Origin of the sequence: Bradyrhizobium sp. B124, assembly GCF_038967635.1 — a bacterium.
In the GTDB taxonomy this organism is placed as follows: domain Bacteria; phylum Pseudomonadota; class Alphaproteobacteria; order Rhizobiales; family Xanthobacteraceae; genus Bradyrhizobium.
Genome location: NZ_CP152413.1, coordinates 8,656,410 through 8,677,501, shown reverse-complemented (window position 1 = coordinate 8,677,501; position 21,092 = coordinate 8,656,410). Strand labels below are relative to the sequence as shown.

Sequence of the window (21,092 nt, the reverse complement as noted above, 5' to 3'; positions counted from 1 at the left end):
CGCGGCGAACAAACGTGAGCGCCGCTGCAGCGCACAAGACGCGCAACGACGGCCATCAATCTGGCGTTTGACATAGCTAAACATGATTGCACATTGCACGCAATAGTCAAAAGTTCGCTGGCAACGGTGCGTAAATGCCTGCTACCAGCGACCATGACGGGATCACGTGATAGTGTGACCGGCGGGCAGTCATCGATGTCGATTCCAAGAGCGAAATCGCAGACCAGACGGAAACAGCCGGCCTATGCGCTGATCAAGAGCGCATTGGCGAAGCACATCCGGACTGGCGACGTGCCACCCGGCACGGTTCTCTCCGAATCGGCGATCGCTACCTTGTTCGGCTCCAGCCGCTCGCCGGTACGGCAGGCCTTCGAACAGCTCGAGCACATCGGCCTGGTGCGCCGCTTCGATGGCCGCGGCGTCATCGCCGGCAAGCGCAAGGTCGACCCGCGGCGCGTCCCGATCACGCCGGAGATGTTCGGGCTGACCGACGGCCCCGTCGAGGCGGTGCGCAGCGACGCCTGGGATGCGCTCTATTACAAGCTCGAACGCGAGATCATCTACCGGTCGCTGTTCGGACGCTTCCGCGTCAGCGAGCTCGCATTGGCGCGGCACTTCCGGGTCGGGCGCACGGTTGCGCGCAATCTGCTGCTACGCGCGCAGGCGATCGGAATCCTGGAGAAGGGCGCGAAGGCTCATTGGTATGTCGTGCCGCTCGATGAGGATCGCCTGCGCGACATCTTCGAGGTGCGCGCAACCCTCGAGCCGCTGCTCCTCAAATCCGCTGCGCCGAGGATTCCGACCGCACTGCTCGACCGGATGGCGGAGCGGCTGCGCGAGGGCATCCAATTCCGCAGCCGCGTCGGCGTCGGCGAGCTCGATGAGATCGAGGGCGACCTCCACATCCGCTGCCTGGGTTACGGCATCAATCGCGAGATGGTCGAAGCGCTCAAGCGCACCCATTGCGCTTTCGTGATCGGCAAGCATATCCAGGTCGCCCTGACCGCGCCGCAGATCGATTCCTTCATGGACGAGCATCTGGTGATCATCGAAGCCTTGCGCGCCCGTGACGGCGACGCAGCCGCCGCGACCTTGCGCCGCCATATCGAATGGTCCCACTCCAAGGTCGCAGGCTGGATCGCCGAATTCCGCGCCATCAACGTGATCTCGCGGGTGCCCTACATGGCCTGAGCGGCATTGCCGCGCATCGTCGCGACTACTCGTCGGCCTCGGCTTCGGCGTCATCAGCCGAGCCCATTCCGGCGAGGCTTGCCTCCAGCGCGCCCAGCATTTCGTGCAACTCGGCAAGCTTGCGCGCGCCATATCGCCGTGTGATCTCGGCATAGATCGCCTCCGACGTCGGCGCCACCGCCTCGATCAGCTTCAACCCCTTGGCCGAGATCGAGACCACTCCGCGCCGCCCGTCGTTCTCCGCCGCCTTGCGCTCGATCAACGCGCGCGCCTCGAGATCACGCAGGATACGCGACAGGCTCGGGCCGAGCAGGAACGCCACGCGGGCGAGCTCGGTGACCTCGATCTCGTCGACCGCGGTGAGCGCACGCAAAATCCGCCACTGCTGCTCGGTCAGCCCGTGATTGCGCAGCGACGGTCGGAACTGCCGCATCACCGCCTCGCGCGCACGGAGCAGCGACATCGGCAGCGAGCGCGAGAACTCGCGCATCGGGGTCCGTCGCGACGATGCGTCGTCGCCCTGCCCCGGCCGGGTCTCATCCAACGATTTCTTGCGTGCCATTACTCAGCTCAATCCACAGCAACAAAATTTTGCGTTGCAACATGCCCTGATTCAGTTTGCGGGAATTCACTTAACATGTTAATCATCTCCCCGACATCCACTTTTGTGTATCACGCATGGCCCTTTCCAAGGACGATATCCGCGCTGCCGCCCAACGGCTCGACAACGCGGAAAAGACCCGCAAGCAAATCCGCCAGCTCTCGCTGGAATACCCCCGCATTACCCTCGAAGACGCCTACGCGATTCAGAAGGCCTGGGTCGAGATGAAGGTGGCGCAGGGGCGCGTCGTCAAGGGCCACAAGATCGGCCTGACCTCGAAGGCGATGCAGAGCGCGCTCAATATCGACGAGCCGGATTCAGGCATCCTGCTCGACGACATGTTCTTTGCCGATGGCGGCCTGGTGCCGACCGACCGCTTCATCGCAACCCGCGTCGAGCCCGAGCTCGCCTTCGTGATGAAGCATCGCCTGGCGGGGCCGAACTGCACGCTGTTCGACGTGCTCAACGCCACTGACTTCGTGGTGCCGGCGCTGGAGATCCTGGATACGCGGGTCGAGCGCGTCGACTCCGAGACCAAGGCGACGCGGAAGATCTTCGACACCATCGCCGATAACGCCGCCAATGCCGGCATTGTGCTCGGCGGCCGTCCGATCCGTCCGCTCGAAGCCGATCTGCGCTGGATCGGCGCGCTCTGCTTCCGAAATGGCCAGCTCGAGGAAACCGGTCTGGCCGCCGGTGTGTTGAATCATCCGGCGACCGCGGTGGCCTGGCTGGCCAACAAGATCGCACCGAACGGGCTGGCGCTGGAGGCCGGACAGATCGTGCTGGCAGGTTCCTTCATCCGCCCGATCGAGACTCGCAAGGGCGACACCATCCAGGCCGACTACGGACCTTACGGGTCCGTGAGCTGCTACTTCGCTTGACGCACTCAGCAGGAGAGCTGCATGCCGCATTTCACGCTTGAATACTCCGCCAATCTCGACGGCCTCGTCGACATGGGCGCGACGGTCGAACTGGTCCGGAAGGCCGCGGTCGAGACCGGCATCTTCCCGCTCGGCGGCATCCGCGTGCGCGCCATCAGATGCGAGCACTACGCGATCGCCGACGGCCGCAAGAATTACGGCTTCCTCGACATGGTGCTGCGGCTGGGCGAAGGCCGCGACCTCACCGCGCGCAAGAAGGCCGGCGAGCACATCTTCAAGGCGCTGTCGGCCCATCTCGATCCGGTATTCGCCAACAGCAAGTTCGCTCTGTCGTTCGACATGCAGATCAACGACAAGGAAACGAGCTGGAAACGCAACAACATCCACGACGCACTGAAGGTGGAGACGGTCAATGGATAAAGCCACCCCGAAATCGTCGGCCGACGTGTTCCAGGCCAACCGCGATCGCGCCGGGCCACTGCTTGCGAAATTGAAGGCCGAAGGCATCGGCCATGTGATCGACGGCAAGGTCGTGCCGGCGGCCTCCGGCCAGACGTTCGAGACGAAATCGCCGGTCGACGGCACGGTGCTGGCGACCGTCGCGCGCGGCAACGCCGAGGACATCGACCGTGCCGCAACCGCCGCGTCGAAGGCCTTCAAGGCCTGGCGCGACATGCCGGCGACGCAACGGCGCAAGCTGCTGCATCGTGTGGCTGACGCGATCGTGGAACGCGCCGACGATATCGCCGTGCTCGAATGCATCGACACCGGCCAGGCACACCGCTTCATGGCCAAGGCCGCGATCCGCGCTGCCGAGAATTTCCGCTTCTTCGCCGACAAATGCGGTGAGGCCCGCGACGGCCTCAACACGCCCTCGGACGAGCACTGGAATATCTCGACCCGCGTGCCGATCGGCCCGGTCGGCGTGATCACGCCGTGGAACACGCCGTTCATGCTCTCGACCTGGAAGATCGCGCCGGCGCTCGCCGCGGGCTGCACGGTGGTGCACAAGCCGGCCGAATGGTCGCCGGTGACCGCCGATCTGCTGGTCAAACTCGCAAAACAGGCCGGTCTGCCCGACGGCGTGTTCAACACTGTGCACGGCTTCGGCGAGGACGCCGGCAAGGCGCTGACCGAACACCCCGCGATCAAGGCGATCGGCTTCGTCGGCGAGAGCACGACGGGCTCGGCGATCATGGCGCAGGGTGCGCCGACCCTGAAGCGGGTGCATTTCGAGCTCGGCGGCAAGAACCCGGTGATCGTGTTCGACGATGCCGATCTCGACCGCGCGCTCGATGCAGTCGTGTTCATGATCTACTCGCTCAACGGCGAGCGCTGCACCTCGTCGAGCCGGCTGCTGGTTCAACAAAGCATCGCCGAGAAATTCATCGAGAAGCTGACCGCGCGCGTGAAGGCACTCAAGGTCGGTCACCCCCTCGATCCGGCGACCGAGATCGGGCCGTTGATCCACGAACGGCACTTCGCCAAGGTCTGCAGCTATTTCGACGTCGCCAAGCAGGACGGCGCGACGATTGCGGTCGGCGGCAAGCCGCATGACGGTCCCGGCGGCGGGCACTATGTGCAGCCAACCCTCGTCACCGGCGCCAACGCGACAATGCGCGTGGCCCAGCAGGAGGTGTTCGGTCCGTTCCTGACCGTGATCCCGTTCCGTGACGAGGCTGACGCCATCGAGATCGCCAACGGCGTGCAGTACGGCCTTGCCGGCTATGTCTGGACCGGCGACGTGGGCCGCGCGCTGCGCGTCGCGGACGCGCTCGAAGCCGGCATGATCTGGCTCAACTCGGAAAACGTCCGCCATCTGCCGACCCCGTTCGGCGGCATGAAAGCGTCCGGCATCGGCCGCGACGGCGGCGACTACTCGTTCGACTTCTACATGGAAACCAAGCACGTCTCGCTCGCGCGCGGGACGCACAAGATTCAGAAACTGGGAGTCTAGTCAGCACTGTCATTCCGGGGCGACGCGTAGCGGCGAGCCCGGAATCCATAACCACGATCGTGAGTATGGATTCCGGGCCTGCGCCAAGAGGCGCATCCCGGAATGACGAGCCAAATTGAGGGAAACACGCCATGCCCGTTCCAACCCACGTCTTCGATCCGCCGTTCAATATCATCCGCTGCAGCCATGCCGTGCTCGACGTCACGGATTTGGAGAAGAGCGCCACCTTCTACGAGAAGACCGTCGGCCTCCATATCGAGGACCGCGACGACAATTCGGTGTATCTGCGTGCCAGCGAGGAGCACCAGCATCACTCGGTGGTGCTGCGCAAAGCAGCGAAGGCCGCCTGCAACCGCCTCGGCTTCAAGGTCGGCAACGACGGCGATCTCGACAAGGCGGCGTCGTTCTTCTCCGAGAACGGCATTGCCTATGCCTTCGTCGACCAGCCGTTCCAGGGCCGCACGCTGCAATTCACCGATCCGTTCGGCTTCCAGATTGAGCTCTACGCCACGATGGAGAAGCGCCCGCATCTCTTGCGGCGTTACGATCTCTACAAGGGCTGCCATCCGCAGCGGCTCGACCATTTCAACGTGTTCGCCGCCGAGGTGCAGAACACTGTCGACTTCTACGCCCGGCTCGGCTTCCGCCTCACCGAATATGCCGAGGAGGACGGCGCTAACGGCCGCATCGCGGCCGCCTGGATGCACCGCAAGGGCAATGTCCATGACTTCGCCATCACCAACGGCCGTGGCCCGCGCCTGCACCACATCGCCTATTGGGTGCCGACCGCGATGAACATCGTGCATCTCTGCGACGTGATGGCCTCCTCCGGCTTCCTCGCGAACATCGAACGTGGCCCGGGCCGGCACGGCATCTCGAACGCCTTCTTCCTCTACATCCGCGATCCCGACGGCCACCGCATTGAGCTCTACACCAGCGACTATTTCACCGGCGATCACGACCATGAGCCGCTGCGCTGGTCGCTGCGCGATCCGCGCCGCCAGACGCTGTGGGGCGCACCGGCGCCGCGCTCCTGGTTCGAGGAAGGCTCGACCTTCGCCGGCCAGGCGGTGCGCGAGCCCCGCTTCGTCGCCGACGTGCTGGTTGCGGATTAAGCGCGAGTACAACGAACACCCTCCACGTCGTCCCGGCCGAGTGCGCGATTGCGCACGGAGCCGGGACCCATAACCACCGAATAGGGTTGCCGAAAGAATCTCTAGCCGCGTACCCATTCCGATGGCCGCGGCGTATGGGTCCCGGCCTTCGCCGGGACGACATCAAGAAATGGATTGCTAATGTCAGCCCCTCGCCTCGCCACCTATTCCGTCAACGGCGCCACGCAGTATGGCGCGGTCACCGACACCGGCATCGTCGACCTCTCGTCGCGCTTCGCCGGGGATTATCCGACGCTGCGTGAGGCGATCGCCGCCGGCGCACTGACCAGGCTCGTGGAGGACGCCGCCAAGCGCGCGCCCGACCACGCGCTGGACGCAGTTGCCTGGCAGCCGCCGATCCCGGCGCCGGACAAGATCATCTGCATCGGCGTCAACTATCCGGACCGCAATGCCGAGTATAAGGACGGCTCGGACGCGCCGAAATATCCCAGCATGTTCCTGCGGGTGCCGCGCTCCTTCGTCGGCCACAACACGCCGGTGGTGCGGCCGCGCGTCTCGCCGCAGCTCGACTATGAGGGCGAGCTGGTGCTGGTGATCGGCAAGGCCGGCCGGCACATTGCCGAGAGCGCCGCGCTCGATCACATCGCCGCGATCACGCTCTGCAACGAAGGCACCATCCGCGACTGGGTGCGCCACGCCAAATTCAACGTCACCCAGGGCAAGAACTTCGATTCCACCGGCAGTCTCGGCCCGTGGATCGTGCCTTACACCGGTGAAGCGCAGATCGCCGATATCCGGCTGACCACGCGGGTCAACGGCGAAGTCAGGCAGGACGACCGCACCTCGCGCTTGATCTTCGGCTTCCGCTACCTCATCAACTACATCTCGACCTTCACGACGCTGGTTCCCGGCGACATCATCGTCACGGGCACCCCGACCGGCGCAGGTGCGCGGTTCGATCCGCCGCGCTATCTGAAGCCCGGTGATGTCGTCGAGGTCGAGGCCGAAGGCGTCGGCATCCTGCGCAACGGCGTCGTCGACGAAGCCACCTAACCTCACAAGCAAGTGGACAGTGCCATGACCTCAACATCCGGCGGCGAAGCGATCGTCAACGGCCTCGTCGCCCACGGCGTCGACACCGTATTCGGCCTGCCCGGCGCGCAGATCTACGGCCTGTTCGATGCCTTCCACCAGGCGCAGCTCAAGGTGATCGGCGCCCGGCATGAACAGGCCTGCGGCTACATGGCGTTCGGCTATGCCCGCTCCTCTGGCAAGCCCGGCGTGTTCAGCGTCGTGCCCGGTCCTGGCGTGCTCAACGCTTCGGCGGCGCTGCTCACCGCATTCGGCTGCAACGAGCCGGTGCTGTGCCTGACCGGCCAGGTGCCGACGCAATTTCTCGGCAAGGGCCGCGGCCATCTGCACGAGATGCCGGACCAGCTCGCGACGCTGCGCACCTTCGTGAAATGGGCCGACCGGATCGAATATCCTGACAACGCGCCCGCGATGGTGTCGCGCGCATTCCAGGAGATGCTGTCGGGCCGGCGCGGCCCGGCGTCGCTGGAGATGCCGTGGGATGTCTTCACTCAGCGCACCCAGGTCGCCCCCGTCAATCCGTTCGATCCGTTGCCGGCGCCGCAACCCGATCCGGACCGCATCAAGGCGGCCGCCGATCTGATCGCCGGCAGCAAAGCGCCGATGATCTTCGTCGGCAGCGGCGCCATCGAGGCCCGCGAGGAGATCCTCGAGCTGGCCGAGATGATCGACGCGCCGGTGGTCGCATTCCGCAGCGGCCGCGGCATCGTCTCCAACGCGCACGAGCTCGGGCTCACCATGGCCGCGGCCTACAAGCTGTGGCCGAAGACCGACCTGATGATCGGCATCGGCACCCGCATGGAGCTGCCGACGATGTCGCGCTGGCCTTATCAGCCGGCCGGCCTGAAATGCGTGCGCATCGACATCGATCCGGTCGAGCTGCGCCGCTGGCCGGCCGACGCCGGCGTGATCGCGGACGCCAGAGCCGCGACCGCCGATCTCATCGCCGCCGTGCGCAAGGCCGGCTACAGCAAGACCTCGGGCCGCCGCGCCGCGATCCGCGAGGCGACCGCGGCCGCCGAGCAGGAGATCCAGCGCATCCAGCCGCAGATGGCCTACCTGAAGATCCTGCGCGAGGTGTTGCCGGCAAACGCCATCGTCACCGACGAGCTATCGCAAGTCGGCTTTGCCTCCTGGTACGGCTTTCCGATCTACGAACCGCGCACCTTCGTCACCTCGGGCTATCAGGGCACGCTTGGCTCGGGCTTCCCGACCGCGCTCGGCGCCAAGGTCGCCAACCCCAACAAGCCTGTCGTCGCGATCACCGGCGACGGCGGCTTCATGTTCGGCGTGCAGGAGCTCGCCACCGCCGTGCAGTTCAAGATCGGCGTGGTGACGCTGGTGTTCAACAACAACGCCTATGGCAATGTCCGCCGCGACCAGCGCGAGCGCTTCGACGGTCGTGTCGTTGCCTCCGACCTGGTCAACCCCGATTTCGTCAAGCTTGCGGAGTCCTTCGGCGTCGGCGCCGCGCGCGTCACCTCGCCCGATCACTTCCGCCCCGTGCTGGAGAAGGCGCTGGCCGACGGCGGCCCCTACGTGATCTCGGTTGAAGTGCCGACGGATTCGGAAGTCTCGCCCTGGGCGTTCATCCATCCGGCGAGGAACAACTAAGCGCTCTTCACGCCGCGCTGCAATCGCGACGCGGCGATCACGAGCAGGCCGGCGCCGGCGACTGACCAGCAGGCGACCGGCGCCCAATGCACCAGCGGCGCATAGTCCGGCATCTTCTGCAAGCCGCCGGCGACCGCCGCCATCCGCGCAAAGGTAGCAAGCGCCAGCGCCGAGAACACCAGTCCCGTCACCTTGCCTTCCGCGCCGGCCTCGCCGATCGCAAGCGCCGCGGACACCGCGCTCATCAGCATGCAGCCCCAGGCCGCTCCCGCCATGAACTGCGCCACGATCAGGACATTGAGACTGCCGGCGATCTCCGCGGCGATGACAGCGAATGCGCCGAGCAGTCCCGCCGCGCCCATCACGATCAGGCCGCCGCGATGCTTGACGACGATGCTCGCCGGAAACATCGCGATGTTGAAGCCGATCCAGAACACCGGCATCAGCCACTGCAGGTCGTCTGACTTGGCAAAGCGCAAATAGAACGGCGCGCTGTTGATGTTGAAATGCAGCTGATAGCCGAGCGAGAGCAGCACCATCGATCCGATCAGGAACATCGGCACCGCCCCGAGCCGCTTGGCCGGTGGCGCGAGCCGCTCCGGCTGAACCTCCTCGGCGACGCGGCGCTCAATCCCTGAGAACGCGAGCGCGGTCAGCAGCAGCACGGCGCCGGACAGCACGAACGGCAGCCGCGCATCATGATCGCGCAGCACAACGCCGAGATAGGGCGAGACCGCACCCGCGATGCCGTAGCCCAGCATCGCCAGCGCGGCGAGGAACGGGACGGAGGGTTGCGCGCGATACTTGCCGAGCAGCGTCAGTGGCGGCGCGCGCAAGGCCGACGATGTGACCGACCAGATTACGATCAGCACGATGAGCCACAATTTCGCGCCCGGCCCGGTGCCGGCCACATAGGGCAGCGCGACGAAGGCGGCGCAGGAGATCGCGGCGAGAACGCCGACGAACACGCCGAGCCGGCCGACGAGGCTCGCAATCCTGTCGGCGGCCATGCCCATCGCGGTGTCGGTGACCGTGAAGATGCCCTGGTCCATCATCAGGATCAGGATGACGGTCGACGGCGCGATGCCGACATCGGCGCACAGCTTCGGCAGATAGATCAGGTAGGTGGTCCAGCCCAGCGTGAACACGAGCTGCAGCACGGCGAGATAGACGCCGGTGCGGTTGACCGCGCGGTCGGCCTTGGTGGTCATGGCCCGAGTTTAGACCAGCTCCCCCATTTGCGGGAGGGGGGCGTCAACGCACCTTGCGGAAGGTCAAATTGATGCGCTGCCGGCCGAGCACGCTGTGCTCGCCATCAGCGAGCGCCGCGACGCCGTGATAAAATAGCCGTGACGGCCCGCCCCACACCGCAACGTCGCCATGTTCGAGCCGATAGCGGCGCGGCGTATCGCTGCGCTTCAGCCCGCCGAACAGGAAGACCGCCGGCAGCCCGAGCGAGATCGAGACGATCGGTGCGCCGTAGTCGAGCTCGTCCTTGTCCTGGTGCAGCGACAGTTTTGCACCGGGCACATAGCGGTTGATCAGGCAGGCCTCCGGCGCGAAGCCGTTGAAGCCAGCCGCAGCCGCGGCCTCGGCGGCGAGCCCGCGCAACACCTCCGGCATTTCAGGCCAGGGCTGTCCGGAGTCCGGATCGATCGGATCATAGCGATAGCCATTGGGATCGGAGACCCAGCCGACGCTGCCGCAATTGGTCATCGCGACCGACATCCGGTGGCCGCCCGGCGTGATCAGATGCCGGAACGGCGCCTGCTTGACGATCACACGCAAGGCCGGGATCAGCTCGGCCTCGAACGGCCGGACAAAGCCGCGCAACAGCACCGCGCCGTCCGCGATAACTTCGCGCGGCGGCCGCGCATCGCCAATGGTCTCGAACAGATCAGCAGCCACGCCTCTGCACACTCACTCTGCGTCGTGGAAGATCACACCAACGGTGTGGCGATGGCCGGACCTGATCCGGCTGACGCCGTGGCGCAGATTGACACGATAAGGACCGCGCGTCCCCTGCACCGGACGATGATGCACGGCAAAGGCCACCGCATCGCCCTTGGTCAGCGGCACCACCTCGGGCCGCGACTGCATCCGCGGCCGCTGCTCAGTCAGCACGAACTCGCCGCCGGTGAAATCGCGCCCCGGCTGCGACAGCAGGATCGCGACCTGGATCGGGAATACGTGCTCGCCATAGAGATCCTGGTGCAGGCAATTGTAATCGCTCTCGCCATATTGCAGCAGCAGCGGCGTCGGCCGCGTCTGCCCGGCATCATGGCAGCGCTTCAGGAAGGCCCCATGCGACGGAGGATAGCTGATTTCGATCCCCATCGTCTCGTTCCAGCGATTGGCGGTCGCGGTCAGCCGCGCATACAGCGCCGGCCGCAGTTCCGCGATCAGGTCCGGCAGCGGATAGGAGAAATACTTGTACTCGCCGCGGCCGAAGCCGTGGCGGCCCATCACGACCCGGCTGCGGAACCGGCTGTCGTCGGGATAGAGCGCGGCGACAGCATCGCATTCCTCTGGCGTCAGCAGGCCGCCAAGGACGGCGCAGCCCTGTCCGTCGAGGTCGGTCGTGATCCGGTCCCAGTCGAGCGCGTCAACGCGGGCGGGAATGCTGGTGGTCGGGCGGGTGATGGTTCTGGCTGTTGCTGTCATGCGGCGAATCTGGCCCTTGAGCGCAGCTGGCGCCACCCGATTTCCGATGGAATGTCCAGGACAGCGCCCCAATTCCGCTGTCGTCCCTGCCAAAGCAGGGACCCATAACCACCGTCATCTGTTGCTTTGGAAAGCTGGGGCCACAGCGTGCCAACCACCTCGGCCTGTGGTTATGGGTCCCTGCTTTCGCAGGGACGACGCGCGGAGAAAGTACCACCCAGATCTCAACAGGATCACGCGCGGAAGGAAATCAGCCCCTGACCGGCAGCGTCACCACGTCGTAGCCGTGGCTAATCTTGCGCTTCAGCACGGGGTCTTGCAGCTCGAACTCGAAGCGGCTGGCGGGGCGGATGCCGCCCTTGGCCGCGAAGGTGCCGCCGAACATGGCGCAGCCGTCGGGCAGCGCGCCCTGGTCGAAGCCGCGCGCGATCAGGTCCTTTACCGGCAGCATGTGATCGAGCGTGCCTTCCTGGTAGAGCACGCGCTGGCCGCCGATCACGGCCCAGGACCGCAGGATCAGCTGGTCCCAATGATCGATGACGTCCTCGAGCTCCCACAGTTCGGCCGCGACAGGCTTGTCGCACATCTGCTTCGACACCGTGACGCTGTAGCTCTCGACCTTGCGGTCGGTATGGTCGGAGCCGCAGCCGACGAAGGTGCGGCCCTGCCAGCCGATCAGCACGAACTCGACCTCGCCGCTCGAATCCTCGCCGCAGACCTCGATCGTGTCGGCGAAGGTCAGCCGGCGCGCCGAGCAGCGGTAATAGATCGGCGTCGTCGCGGGCCGCGCGATGCCGAGCGCCTCGAGCTCGGCGATATGCTTGTCGCGCGCCACCGGATCGCGGCCGGTCCAGCCGGCGATCACGGCCTGTTTGATTTCGAGCGTGAGCGGCGTCGCGACGCCCTTGTCGTCGACATTGAAGGTGAGATCAAACACGGATGACGGTCTCCATTCCGGCGGCAAGCTCGAAGATGCGGCGATCCGAACCGCCCGCGGCGGCGAGCATCAGGCCGACCGGCGCCTCGCCGTCGCGATGGGCGGGCAGCGAGATGGCGCAGCCATCGAGCACGTTGATCAGCGAGGGGTTGCGCAGCGCGCGCAAATTCTCCGTGGCGAACGCCTTGTCGTCGGCGAGGCTGGCGATGGTCGGCGGCAGGTTGGCCGTGGTCGGCAGCACCATCGCGTCATAGGGCGCGATGCGCGCCTCGGTCCGGGCGATGAACGACCGCCGCGCGTTGATGATGTCGATATAGTCGGCGGCAAGAAATCCCTCGCCGCGCTGGATCCGTACCGCGACGCGGGGATCGTAGATGTCGCCCTTGCTGGCCAGCAGGAAGCGGTGCCAGGCATAGCTCTCGGCCGCGGAAAACCCGCCCTTGGTGTTCATCACGCCGACATCGAGCAGCTCGGGCACCTCGATCCGTTCGATCAACGCGCCGGCGCGTGACAACGTCGCCAGCGCGCGCTCGAAGGTCTTTGCAACGGCATCGTCGAGGTCGTCGAGCACGACTGTGGTCGGCACCGCGAGCCGCATGCCCTTGACCGGGCGCGGGACGATCGGCGTCACCGGCTCGTCGGCCAGCACCGCGTCGAGCGCGGCACAGCAGGCGACTGAATTCGCCAGCGGGCCGTAGCTGTCGAGAGTGAACGACAGCGGCACGCCGCCATCGAGCGGAATCCGGCGCTGCGTCGGCTTGTAACCGACGATGCCGTTGAAGGCGGCCGGGATCCGGCAGGAGCCGCCGGTGTCGGTGCCGAGCGCGCCGAATGCCATGCCGTCGGCGATCGAGACCGCCGCGCCCGAGGACGAGCCGCCGGGCACATGGCCGACGCTCCGGTTCCAGGCGCTCTTCGGCGTACCGTAATGCGGATTGATGCCGATGCCGGAATAGGCGAATTCGGTCATGTTGGTGCGGCCGATCACGACGAAGCCGGCGCGCTTGAGCCGTGCCACGGCAGGCGCATCGGCATCCGCCGGCGCGGAATCATCCAGCGCCCGGGAGCCTGCGCGCGTCACCTGCCCCTTGATGTCGAACAGGTCCTTGATCGAGACCGGGATGCCGGCAAAGGGTGACGGCGCCGCATTGGCCTTGCGCAGCCGGTCCATGGCGTCGGCGGCTTCCAGCGCGGCGTCGCGGTCGACATGGATGAAGGCGCGCTGGCCCTCGCCCGACGGATCGGCGATCCTGCCAATGCATTGCTCGACTAGCTTGCGGGCGGAGGTCGCGCCGCTGGCGAGGTCGGCGGCAAGGGAGGCGAGTGTCGGATTTTTCGGCATGGCTTTCACTTTACGGCTTGCACTTCACGGCTTGCTGGCTTGCAATTCAGAAGGTCTTGCAGCTGATTGTCGCGCGAACCGGCGCCGATTTCCAGACCGGTGCGCCGGCATCACTTCAACCCGAAATAGGCCCGGTGCAGCTCTTCATTGCCGCTCATCTCGGCAACTGTGCCGGAGAAGCGGATCCGCCCGCCTTCCAGCACGAATACGCGGGTGGCAATCTCAAGGAAACCGATATTTTGCTCGGCGATCAAGAGCGCCAGTCCGCGGCCCTGCAGGCTCGACAAGGCGCGAAGCACCTCCTTGACGAACAGCGGCGACAGCCCGGCCGAAGGCTCGTCCATAACCAGCAGCTTCGGCTCGGCCGACAGCGCCTTGGCGATGCCCAGCATCTTGCGTTGACCGCCGGACAGGCTGGAGGCCGGGTCGCGGCGCTTGTCGCGCAGCACCGGAAACAGGCCGTACAGTTCGTCGACCCGCGCGCCCGGATTGACATGGCCGAGCGCCTGCGCGCCGACGCGGATGTTCTCCTCGATCGACAGATCGGGAAACACCGCGAGCTCCGACATATAGGTCATGCCGCGCTTCATGCGGTCGGACGATCGCATCCTGGTGATGTCCTCGCCGCCGAGCTTGATGTGGCCGCTGCGGGCTTCGATCAGGCCGACCAGCGACTTCAGGAAGGTGGTCTTGCCGGCGCCGTTGGCGCCGAGCAGCAGCACGGTCTCGCCGGGGCGGACGTCGAGATCGACGCCCCACAACACCTGCATGGTGCCGTAGCCGGCATCGACGCCCTTGGCGTCCAGAAGCGACGTTGCATCAGTGAGCATGCTCGCCTCCCAGGAACACCTCGATCACCTGCGGCTCGCGCACCGCGGTCGCGAGCGTACCTTCGAAGATCTCCTTGCCCGCATTGAGCACGATGACGCGGTCGGTGATCTGCTCGATGAAGCCCATCAGATGCTCGACCACGATGATCGCAATGCCGGTCGCGGCCAAGGCCTTGATGCGGCCGGCGATCCAGTCGAGCTCCGCCGGGTTGAGGCCGGCCGCGAGTTCGTCGAGCAGCAGGAGCCGCGGGCGCGTGGCGAGCGCGCGGGTGAGATCGAGCATCTTCTGCTGCGCGCTGTTGAGATCGGCCGCAGGACGGTCGGCGACCTCCTTCAGTCTAAAATCCTCGAGCAGCTCGGCGATCGACGGCGGCGTGCCGGTCGCGCCGCCATAGGCCAGTGCCACCTGGATGTTCTCGCGCACCGTGAGCGACAGGAACGGCTTTGGCACCTGGAAGGTGCGGTTGATGCCGCGGTGAACGAGCTTGTGCGAGGCGACGCCGCCGGAGGACGCGCCGTCGAACACGACCTCGCCGCCATCGGGCGCATAGAGGCCGGAGATCACGTTGATCGCCGTGGTCTTGCCGGAGCCGTTCGGACCGACCAGGCCGAGGATCTCGCCGGGCACCACATGAAAGCTCAGGCCATCGAGCGCGTGGAAGCCGCCGAAGCGCTTGACCAGCTTGGAGACCTTGAGGATGGAGTTTTGCTCAGGGGACATGCCACCCCCTGCGCGTTGCCAGCGACACCAGCCCTGCGGGCAGGAACAGCACCAGTCCCATGATCAGGAGGCCGTAGATCAGCTGGAAATATTGCGGCGTGGTGAAGCCGATCAGATTGTAGATGCCGTAGAGGATCAGCACGCCGACGATCGGTCCGGTGATGGTGGCGACCCCGCCGAACAGCGCGAACACGATCGCGAAGATGCTGAACTCGCCGGAGAACACGTTGTCCGGATAGAACACCGAGACGTACCAGGCGTAGATGCCGCCGGCGAGACCTGCAACCAGCGCCGAGGCGAGCCAGGCAATCACCCGCATCTTGATGATGTTGACGCCGGCCATCGAGGCCGACACCGCATCCTCGCGCACGGCCTGCAGCGCCAGGCCGAATGGCGAGTTCTTGAGATAGATCACCGCGCCGACCGTCAGCGCCATGACGACGACGGCTGCATAATAGGCATGGGTCGGGTTGAACGTGCCGGTTAGCGACACGCCGTACGGGCCCTTGGTGATCCCCTCCAGCGCCGGGTTGGCGACGAAGTGCAGCACCGCAAGCGAGGCCGCGAGGTTGGCGATCGCAAAATACGCGCCCGACAGCCGTAGCAGCGGCGTCAGCAACAGGCCGAGCGCAACCGCGACGACGCCGCCGACCAGCACGGCCAATGGCGCCGGCGTCTGCAGATGCATCACCATGATGGCAAAGCCATAGGCGCCGGCCCCGAAGAAGCCGACATAGCCGAACGGCAGATAGCCGGTGAATCCATAGATGATGTTCACGCCCTGCGCGAGGATCAGGAAGATCACGAAGTTGAACAGCAGCAGATGGTTTTGATAGACGCCGGGCAACAGTGCGAACACCACCACCAGCGGCGCCAGGATGAACAGCAGGTGCTTCGAGGCGTTATGCAACGCGCACCCGCCTTCCGAGCAGACCGCTCGGGCGCAGCAACAGGATCACGATCAACAACACATAGGGCAAGAGGTCGGCCCAGGAACTGAGATAGGTCTGCACCAGCATGTAGCAGAGGCCGTAGACGACGCCGCCGAGCGCGGTGCCCAGCGGGTTGCCGAGCGAGCCGAGCACGACGATCGCAAACGACGTCACCGTGGCATCGGCGCCGAACGCCGGCGTCACCGAGCCGAACATGAAGGGCGCGAACACACCGGCCACCGCCGCGATGCCGAGCCCGATGCCGAACGCTGCCGCCGAGACACGATCGACGTCGATGCCGGTCGCCAAGGCCTCGTCACGGCGTGACATTACCGCGCGCGTCAAGGTGCCGAGCCGCGTGTGGTAGAGATAGAGATAGACCAGCGCGATCGCGACAAGGCTGGTGCAGGCCGCGATCACCCAGGGCGCGGGAAATCCCTGGCCGAAGATCTGGATCGGCCCTGCCCCGCCGGCCTTGCCGCCGAACCACTTGACCTTGATCGTCGTGAACACGGTGCCAAGCAGCCGGCTCTGGATCGAGCGCTCGCTGGTGCCGGCGAAGATCGTGGTGACGGCTTCGATCACCTGCGACAGGCCGAAGAACAGGATGATCGACAGCATTTCCGGGTTGGCCGAGCCCTGCAGCCGCGGCACCAGCACCCAGTAAAGCAGCACGCCCGCGAGCACGAAGACCATGAAGGCCAGCGGCACCGCGAACAGCGGGTCGATGCCGGCAATGCCGACCACGCCGAGCGCGATGAAGGCGCCGAGCATCAGAATGTCGCCATGCGCAAGATTGACGATGCGCATGACGCCGAACACGAGATTGAGACCGATGCCGACCAGGCTGAAATACAGCCCGAATAGCACGCCGGCAACGAGCGCATAGGTCATGCTACCGCTCGCCGCCGAAGGTTACGCCTGCCGCACTCACCTGCATCACGGCGCCGGATAGATCGGCTTGCCGGTGGCGGTCTCATGCGGATAGATCGAGACGAACTTGATGTGATCGTGCTCGTCGACCGTGAGCTGGCCGAGCGGCGTCAATTCGCCGATCTGGCCGCCGGTCTCATCCAGCGCGAAGGTGCCGTCCAGCGTCTTGAGCTGGCCGCTGAGCGAGAACACCGCGCGGCGCAGCTCCATCTGGTCGAGACTGGTCGCAACCGACAGCGTCTTCTCGATCACCAGCGCGGTGGTGTAGCCCGCCACCGCGTTGAAGCCGAACTCCATCTTGCCGTCGTTGTACTTCTTCAGCCAGGCGGCGCGGAAGTCCTTCATGGTCATCCCGAAATTGACGGGATAGTCGAGCTCGGACGGCGGCACATAGGTCCAGACGTGCTCGAGGCCCTTGGCGCCCACGTTCTTCTCCAGCAGCTCGGTCTCGAGACCGGCATAGATCGCGAACAGCATCTTGAACTTGGTGCCGACGTCCTGGACGTTGCGCAGGAAGGCGATGTCGTTCGGCGCATAGCCGAAATGGATCACCGCATCGGGATTGGTGTTGCTGATATTGTTGATGATGACGTTGTAATTGGTGGTCTCGGTCGGAACGCCCTGGTCGTAGACGATCTCGATCGGCGCGCCGGACTCCTTGACGAACTTGCGGAACGCGTTGGCCTGGGTGCCCGTGAACTCGTTGGTCGCGTAGAGGATGGCGATCTTCTTGATGCCGAGGCCAGGGCCGTCATGACTGATGAAGTCAGCCACCGGCTTCGGCCAGACCGTCGACACCGGATCGGCCATCAGCGCGATGTAGGGATTGTCCTTGGAGAAGAAGCTCGCGCCGGTGCCGGTCTGGTCGAACAGGAACATCTTGTGGTCGCGCGCGATCGCAACCGCCGGCGCCGTCAGCACCGATCCGGAATCGGCGACCAGCAGGTCGACCTTATCCTGGGTGACGAGCTGGTTATAAAGCGTCGAGGCGGTCGCGGTGTTGCTCTGGTCGTCATAGGAGACGAGCTTGATCGGGATCTTCTTGTCGAACGCCTTCACGAAGACGCCACCCTCGGCGTTCTTCTGCTCGACCCACAATTTGAGCGAGCTGTAGACCGGCATCGAGATCGAGGCATAGCGCCCCGAGGAAGCGTAGAGCGTGCCGATCTTGATCTCCGACGGTGCGTCGGCGGCCATCGCCTGCGTGGCAAATGCGAGGCTGGCAGCGAGTGCCGCACCGATGATCCTCAGCATGATATTCTTCCTCCCGGGTATCTTGGACGTCTCGTGGACCGGTCTTCGACGTATCTTGGACCGCGGCCCTTCTACGCGCCGGACCGGGGCGACACAAGCATCGCGGCCTTAGCAATTGTGCGAGGGGCGGAATATGCGGCATGCGCGGGACACAGGCCGCTGCGCGGGGCGCGGATGGACCGTTGACGGCCGTTGGTCCAATGGCGCATCAAGACTGTAACGATTTCGGGAGGAGACATCAGACATGGCCGAGCCCGCGCGCGCGAAACCAAAACCGACGCCTGAGACCCAGCATTTCTGGGATGGCACCAAGGCCGGCGAACTGCGCCTGCAGCGCTGTGACGCCTGCGCCAATGTCTACTTTCCGCCGCGACCGTTCTGCCCCTCCTGCGCCTCGCGCAAGGTCTCCGTCTTCAAGGCCACCGGTAAGGGCAAGCTCTACAGCTACGTCATCAACCATCGTCCCGCCGCGCCCGGGTTCACGCCGCCTTATGCGATCGCCATCGTCGAGCTCGACGAAGGTCCGCGCATGATGAGCAACATCATCGATTGTCCGCAGACGCCGGAAGCGCTCGAGCTCGACATGCCGCTCGAGGTCGCCTTCGAGGCACTCGACGACAAGATCACCCTTCCCCTGTTCCGCCCGGCAAAGGGGTAATGTGATGCGCAGGAACCAGGTTGCCGTCGTCGGTGCGGCCGAAACCACCGAACTCGGCGTCATCCCGAACATGTCGCAGATCCAGCTGCACGCGGACGCGGCGCTGAACGCGATCGCGGATGCCGGCCTGAAACTGTCCGACATCGACGGCTTCGCCACCGCGGTCGAAACCCCGCAGCAGATGGCGCACTATCTCGGCATCACGCCGACCTGGGTCGATGGCACCTCAGTCGGCGGCTGCTCCTTCATGCTGCATGTCCGCCACGCAGCTGCGGCGATCGAGGCCGGCCTCTGCAAGACCGTGCTGATCACCCATGCCGAGAGCGGCAAGTCGATGATCGGCAAGCAGCCGCGCTTCACCGCACCCGACAGCCTCAACGGCCAGTTCGAGTCGCCGTTCGGCGTCTACGGGCCGCCGAGCATGTTCCCGATTCCGGTGCTGCGCTTCATGAAGACGCACGGCATCACGCATGAGCAGCTCGCGATGGTCGCCGTCGTGCAGCGCGAATGGGCGGCGAAGAACCCGCGCGCAACCATGAAGGACCCGATCACGGTCGCCGACGTCTTGAACTCGCGGATGATCGCCTATCCGTTCCGGCTCTTGCAATGCTGCCTCGTCACTGACGGCGGCGGCGCGCTGATCCTCACCTCGGCCGATCGCGCCAGGGATTTCCCGCAAAAGCCGGTCTACATCCTCGGCACCGGCGAGAGCGTGGAAACGCCGATGGTCAGCCAGATGAAGACATTTGACTCATCGCGCGCCTTCAAGGTGGCGGGCCCGCTCGCCTTCAAGGAAGCCGGCATCGCCCACAAGGACGTCGACCACCTGATGATCTACGACGCCTTCGCGCATTTGCCGCTCTACGGCCTCGGCGACCTCGGCTTCATGCCGCATGAGGAAACCGGCAAGTTCATCGCCGACGGCAACACCCGCCCCGGCGGCAAGCTGCCGCTCAACACAAACGGTGGCGGGCTGAGCTACATGCACTCCGGGATGTACGGCATGTACGCACTGCAGGAGAGCGTGCGGCAGATGCGCGGCATCGCGCCGGCGCAGGTGCCGAACGCGAAGATCTCGGTCTGCCACGGCGTCGGCGGCATGTTCGCCGCGTCAGGCACGATCATCTTTACGAACGAACGATAGCAATGGCCCGCGCGAGCGCAGCGCCCAATCTGTCATTGCCGGGCTTGACCCGGCAATCCATCTCCTTCTGAGGAAGGATGGATGCGCGGGCCAAGCCCGCGCATGACGAGTGGGTTCTGCATCGGCCTGCGGACACACAGAACCAAGGAGAACCCACATGGCAAAATCACTGCAGGATAAAGTCATCATCGTCACCGGCGCGGGCCGCGGCATCGGCCGCGAGATTGCGCTGCTCTGCGCGGCGGAAGGCGCCAAGGTCGTGGTCAACGATCCCGGCGGCGCCGCCGACGGTGGCGGCTCGAGCGCGGCGCCCGCCGAGGAAGTCGTCGAGGAGATCAAGAAGCGCGGCGGTACCGCCGTCGCCAATTTCGAGTCGGTGGCGGAAGCGATCCCGGCCAGCAAGATCGTGAAGACCGCGACCGATCATTTCGGCCGGCTCGACGGCGTCGTCAACAATGCCGGCATCCTGCGCGACATGATCTTCCACAAGATGAGCGTGGAAGCCTTCGAGGCCGTCATCAAGGTGCATCTGATGGGCTCGTTCTATGTCAGCCACGCCGCGGCGCGCATCTACCGCGAGCAGGAGTCAGGCTCGTTCGTGCACTTCACCTCGACCTCCGGCCTGATCGGCAATTACGGCCAGGCCAACTACGCCGCGGCCAAGCTCGGCATCGTCGGCCTGTCGAAATCGATCGCGCTCGACATGGGCCGCTTCAACGTGCGCTCGAACTGCGTGTCGCCGTTCGCCTGGACCCGCATGATCGGCACCATCCCGACCGAGACCGACGCCGAGAAGGCGCGCGTCGAGAAGATCAAGCAGATGGGCCCGGAGAAGATCGCGCCGGTCTGCGCCTATCTGCTCTCGGACGCCGCCAAGGATGTCACCGGGCAGATCTTCGGCGTGCGCATGAACGAGATCTTCCTGTTCGGCCAGCATCGTCCGGTGCGCTCGGTTCATCGCGGCGAAGGCTGGACGCCCGAGACCATTGCCGAACACGGCATGCCGGCGCTGAAGGGATCGTTCGCCAAGCTCGACCGCTCGGCCGACGTCTTCACCTGGGATCCGATCTGAATTTGGGATCCGATCTGACAGTTTTATGAAAAAGTCGCCTCGGCGAACGCCGCGCGCAATCGCGCACGAGGCCGGGGCAGCACACTCTTTGGTTGTTTCTTCATAGCGCGCCCGCATTGTGCCCGAATTGCAGGCGCATGATCGTCCTCCC

21 protein-coding genes are annotated in these 21,092 nt (G+C 65.3%); 10 read left to right on the top strand and 11 right to left on the bottom strand.

Annotated elements, in window-relative coordinates:
- Positions 1 to 195 precede the first annotated feature (195 nt).
- The gene (locus AAFG13_RS40530; protein WP_212311136.1) at positions 196 to 1,191 is read left to right on the top strand and encodes a GntR family transcriptional regulator; all 996 of its coding nucleotides are present in this window, start codon (positions 196 to 198) and stop codon (positions 1,189 to 1,191) included.
- A 25-nt stretch (positions 1,192 to 1,216) separates the two neighbouring features.
- Here the strand turns inward: AAFG13_RS40530 and hpaR are convergent, their stop codons facing one another.
- Positions 1,217 to 1,753, bottom strand: a complete 537-nt coding sequence (gene hpaR, locus AAFG13_RS40525; RefSeq protein ID WP_212311137.1) for a homoprotocatechuate degradation operon regulator HpaR — start codon at positions 1,751 to 1,753, stop codon at positions 1,217 to 1,219.
- Positions 1,754 to 1,869: 116 nt separating this feature from the next.
- Here hpaR and hpaH point away from each other — a divergent pair, with 116 nt between their 5' ends.
- The 6 genes from hpaH to AAFG13_RS40495 all read left to right on the top strand — a co-directional run bounded on the left by hpaH (position 1,870) and on the right by AAFG13_RS40495 (position 8,454).
- The gene (hpaH, locus tag AAFG13_RS40520) at positions 1,870 to 2,676 is read left to right on the top strand and encodes a 2-oxo-hept-4-ene-1,7-dioate hydratase (RefSeq protein ID WP_342710477.1); all 807 of its coding nucleotides are present in this window, start codon (positions 1,870 to 1,872) and stop codon (positions 2,674 to 2,676) included.
- Between the two features lie 21 nt (positions 2,677 to 2,697).
- A complete protein-coding gene (locus tag AAFG13_RS40515) occupies positions 2,698 to 3,096 on the top strand; it encodes a 5-carboxymethyl-2-hydroxymuconate Delta-isomerase (RefSeq protein ID WP_212311139.1) in 399 nt (132 codons plus the stop codon).
- The gene (hpaE, locus tag AAFG13_RS40510) at positions 3,089 to 4,633 is read left to right on the top strand and encodes a 5-carboxymethyl-2-hydroxymuconate semialdehyde dehydrogenase (RefSeq protein ID WP_342710476.1); all 1,545 of its coding nucleotides are present in this window, start codon (positions 3,089 to 3,091) and stop codon (positions 4,631 to 4,633) included. Before AAFG13_RS40515 ends, hpaE begins: the two co-directional genes overlap by 8 nt.
- Before the next feature lie 131 nt (positions 4,634 to 4,764).
- Positions 4,765 to 5,748 carry a 3,4-dihydroxyphenylacetate 2,3-dioxygenase gene (gene hpaD / locus AAFG13_RS40505; protein WP_342710475.1) on the top strand — a complete coding sequence of 328 codons (984 nt, stop codon included), beginning with the start codon at positions 4,765 to 4,767 and terminating at the stop codon, positions 5,746 to 5,748.
- A 180-nt stretch (positions 5,749 to 5,928) separates the two neighbouring features.
- The gene (locus AAFG13_RS40500) at positions 5,929 to 6,801 is read left to right on the top strand and encodes a fumarylacetoacetate hydrolase family protein (protein ID WP_342710474.1); all 873 of its coding nucleotides are present in this window, start codon (positions 5,929 to 5,931) and stop codon (positions 6,799 to 6,801) included.
- Positions 6,802 to 6,825: 24 nt separating this feature from the next.
- Positions 6,826 to 8,454 (top strand): thiamine pyrophosphate-dependent enzyme, encoded by a 1,629-nt coding sequence (locus AAFG13_RS40495; RefSeq protein WP_212311143.1) that lies wholly within the window; start codon positions 6,826 to 6,828, stop codon positions 8,452 to 8,454.
- Here the strand turns inward: AAFG13_RS40495 and AAFG13_RS40490 are convergent.
- The 10 genes from AAFG13_RS40490 to AAFG13_RS40445 all read right to left on the bottom strand — a co-directional run bounded on the left by AAFG13_RS40490 (position 8,451) and on the right by AAFG13_RS40445 (position 18,067).
- Complete coding sequence (locus tag AAFG13_RS40490; RefSeq protein ID WP_342710473.1) at positions 8,451 to 9,665, bottom strand: MFS transporter; 1,215 nt, start codon at positions 9,663 to 9,665, stop codon at positions 8,451 to 8,453. The two genes, AAFG13_RS40495 and AAFG13_RS40490, sit on opposite strands and share 4 nt — an antisense overlap.
- Positions 9,666 to 9,708: 43 nt before the next feature.
- A complete protein-coding gene (alkB, locus tag AAFG13_RS40485; protein WP_342710472.1) occupies positions 9,709 to 10,362 on the bottom strand; it encodes a DNA oxidative demethylase AlkB in 654 nt (217 codons plus the stop codon).
- A 12-nt stretch (positions 10,363 to 10,374) separates the two neighbouring features.
- The gene (locus tag AAFG13_RS40480; RefSeq protein ID WP_342710471.1) at positions 10,375 to 11,118 is read right to left on the bottom strand and encodes a 2OG-Fe(II) oxygenase; all 744 of its coding nucleotides are present in this window, start codon (positions 11,116 to 11,118) and stop codon (positions 10,375 to 10,377) included.
- Between the two features lie 250 nt (positions 11,119 to 11,368).
- A complete protein-coding gene (locus tag AAFG13_RS40475) occupies positions 11,369 to 12,055 on the bottom strand; it encodes a DUF2848 domain-containing protein (protein WP_342710470.1) in 687 nt (228 codons plus the stop codon).
- Positions 12,048 to 13,397 (bottom strand): amidase, encoded by a 1,350-nt coding sequence (locus AAFG13_RS40470; protein ID WP_342710469.1) that lies wholly within the window; start codon positions 13,395 to 13,397, stop codon positions 12,048 to 12,050. The genes AAFG13_RS40475 and AAFG13_RS40470 overlap by 8 nt, the downstream gene beginning before the upstream one ends.
- Before the next feature lie 110 nt (positions 13,398 to 13,507).
- On the bottom strand, positions 13,508 to 14,227 hold the full coding sequence (locus AAFG13_RS40465) for an ABC transporter ATP-binding protein (protein WP_342710468.1): 720 nt from the start codon (positions 14,225 to 14,227) through the stop codon (positions 13,508 to 13,510).
- Entirely contained in the window at positions 14,217 to 14,948 is a 732-nt protein-coding gene (locus AAFG13_RS40460) for an ABC transporter ATP-binding protein (RefSeq protein WP_342710467.1), read from the bottom strand. The genes AAFG13_RS40465 and AAFG13_RS40460 overlap by 11 nt, the downstream gene beginning before the upstream one ends.
- Positions 14,938 to 15,858 carry a branched-chain amino acid ABC transporter permease gene (locus AAFG13_RS40455; RefSeq protein WP_212311150.1) on the bottom strand — a complete coding sequence of 307 codons (921 nt, stop codon included), beginning with the start codon at positions 15,856 to 15,858 and terminating at the stop codon, positions 14,938 to 14,940. The genes AAFG13_RS40460 and AAFG13_RS40455 overlap by 11 nt, the downstream gene beginning before the upstream one ends.
- Positions 15,851 to 16,774, bottom strand: coding sequence for a branched-chain amino acid ABC transporter permease (locus tag AAFG13_RS40450; protein ID WP_092125078.1), 924 nt, complete (start codon positions 16,772 to 16,774; stop codon positions 15,851 to 15,853). Before AAFG13_RS40450 ends, AAFG13_RS40455 begins: the two co-directional genes overlap by 8 nt.
- Before the next feature lie 45 nt (positions 16,775 to 16,819).
- Positions 16,820 to 18,067 (bottom strand): amino acid ABC transporter substrate-binding protein, encoded by a 1,248-nt coding sequence (locus AAFG13_RS40445; protein ID WP_092125077.1) that lies wholly within the window; start codon positions 18,065 to 18,067, stop codon positions 16,820 to 16,822.
- Positions 18,068 to 18,311: 244 nt separating this feature from the next.
- On the opposite strand from AAFG13_RS40445, the gene AAFG13_RS40440 reads away from it, so the two are divergent.
- From AAFG13_RS40440 to AAFG13_RS40430, 3 genes are all read left to right on the top strand, one after another.
- On the top strand, positions 18,312 to 18,725 hold the full coding sequence (locus tag AAFG13_RS40440) for a Zn-ribbon domain-containing OB-fold protein (protein WP_024579400.1): 414 nt from the start codon (positions 18,312 to 18,314) through the stop codon (positions 18,723 to 18,725).
- 4 nt (positions 18,726 to 18,729) lie between these two features.
- Positions 18,730 to 19,869, top strand: coding sequence for a thiolase (locus AAFG13_RS40435; protein WP_212311151.1), 1,140 nt, complete (start codon positions 18,730 to 18,732; stop codon positions 19,867 to 19,869).
- 157 nt (positions 19,870 to 20,026) lie between these two features.
- The gene (locus AAFG13_RS40430) at positions 20,027 to 20,941 is read left to right on the top strand and encodes an SDR family oxidoreductase (protein ID WP_028338734.1); all 915 of its coding nucleotides are present in this window, start codon (positions 20,027 to 20,029) and stop codon (positions 20,939 to 20,941) included.
- The last annotated feature ends 151 nt before the right edge of the window (positions 20,942 to 21,092 follow it).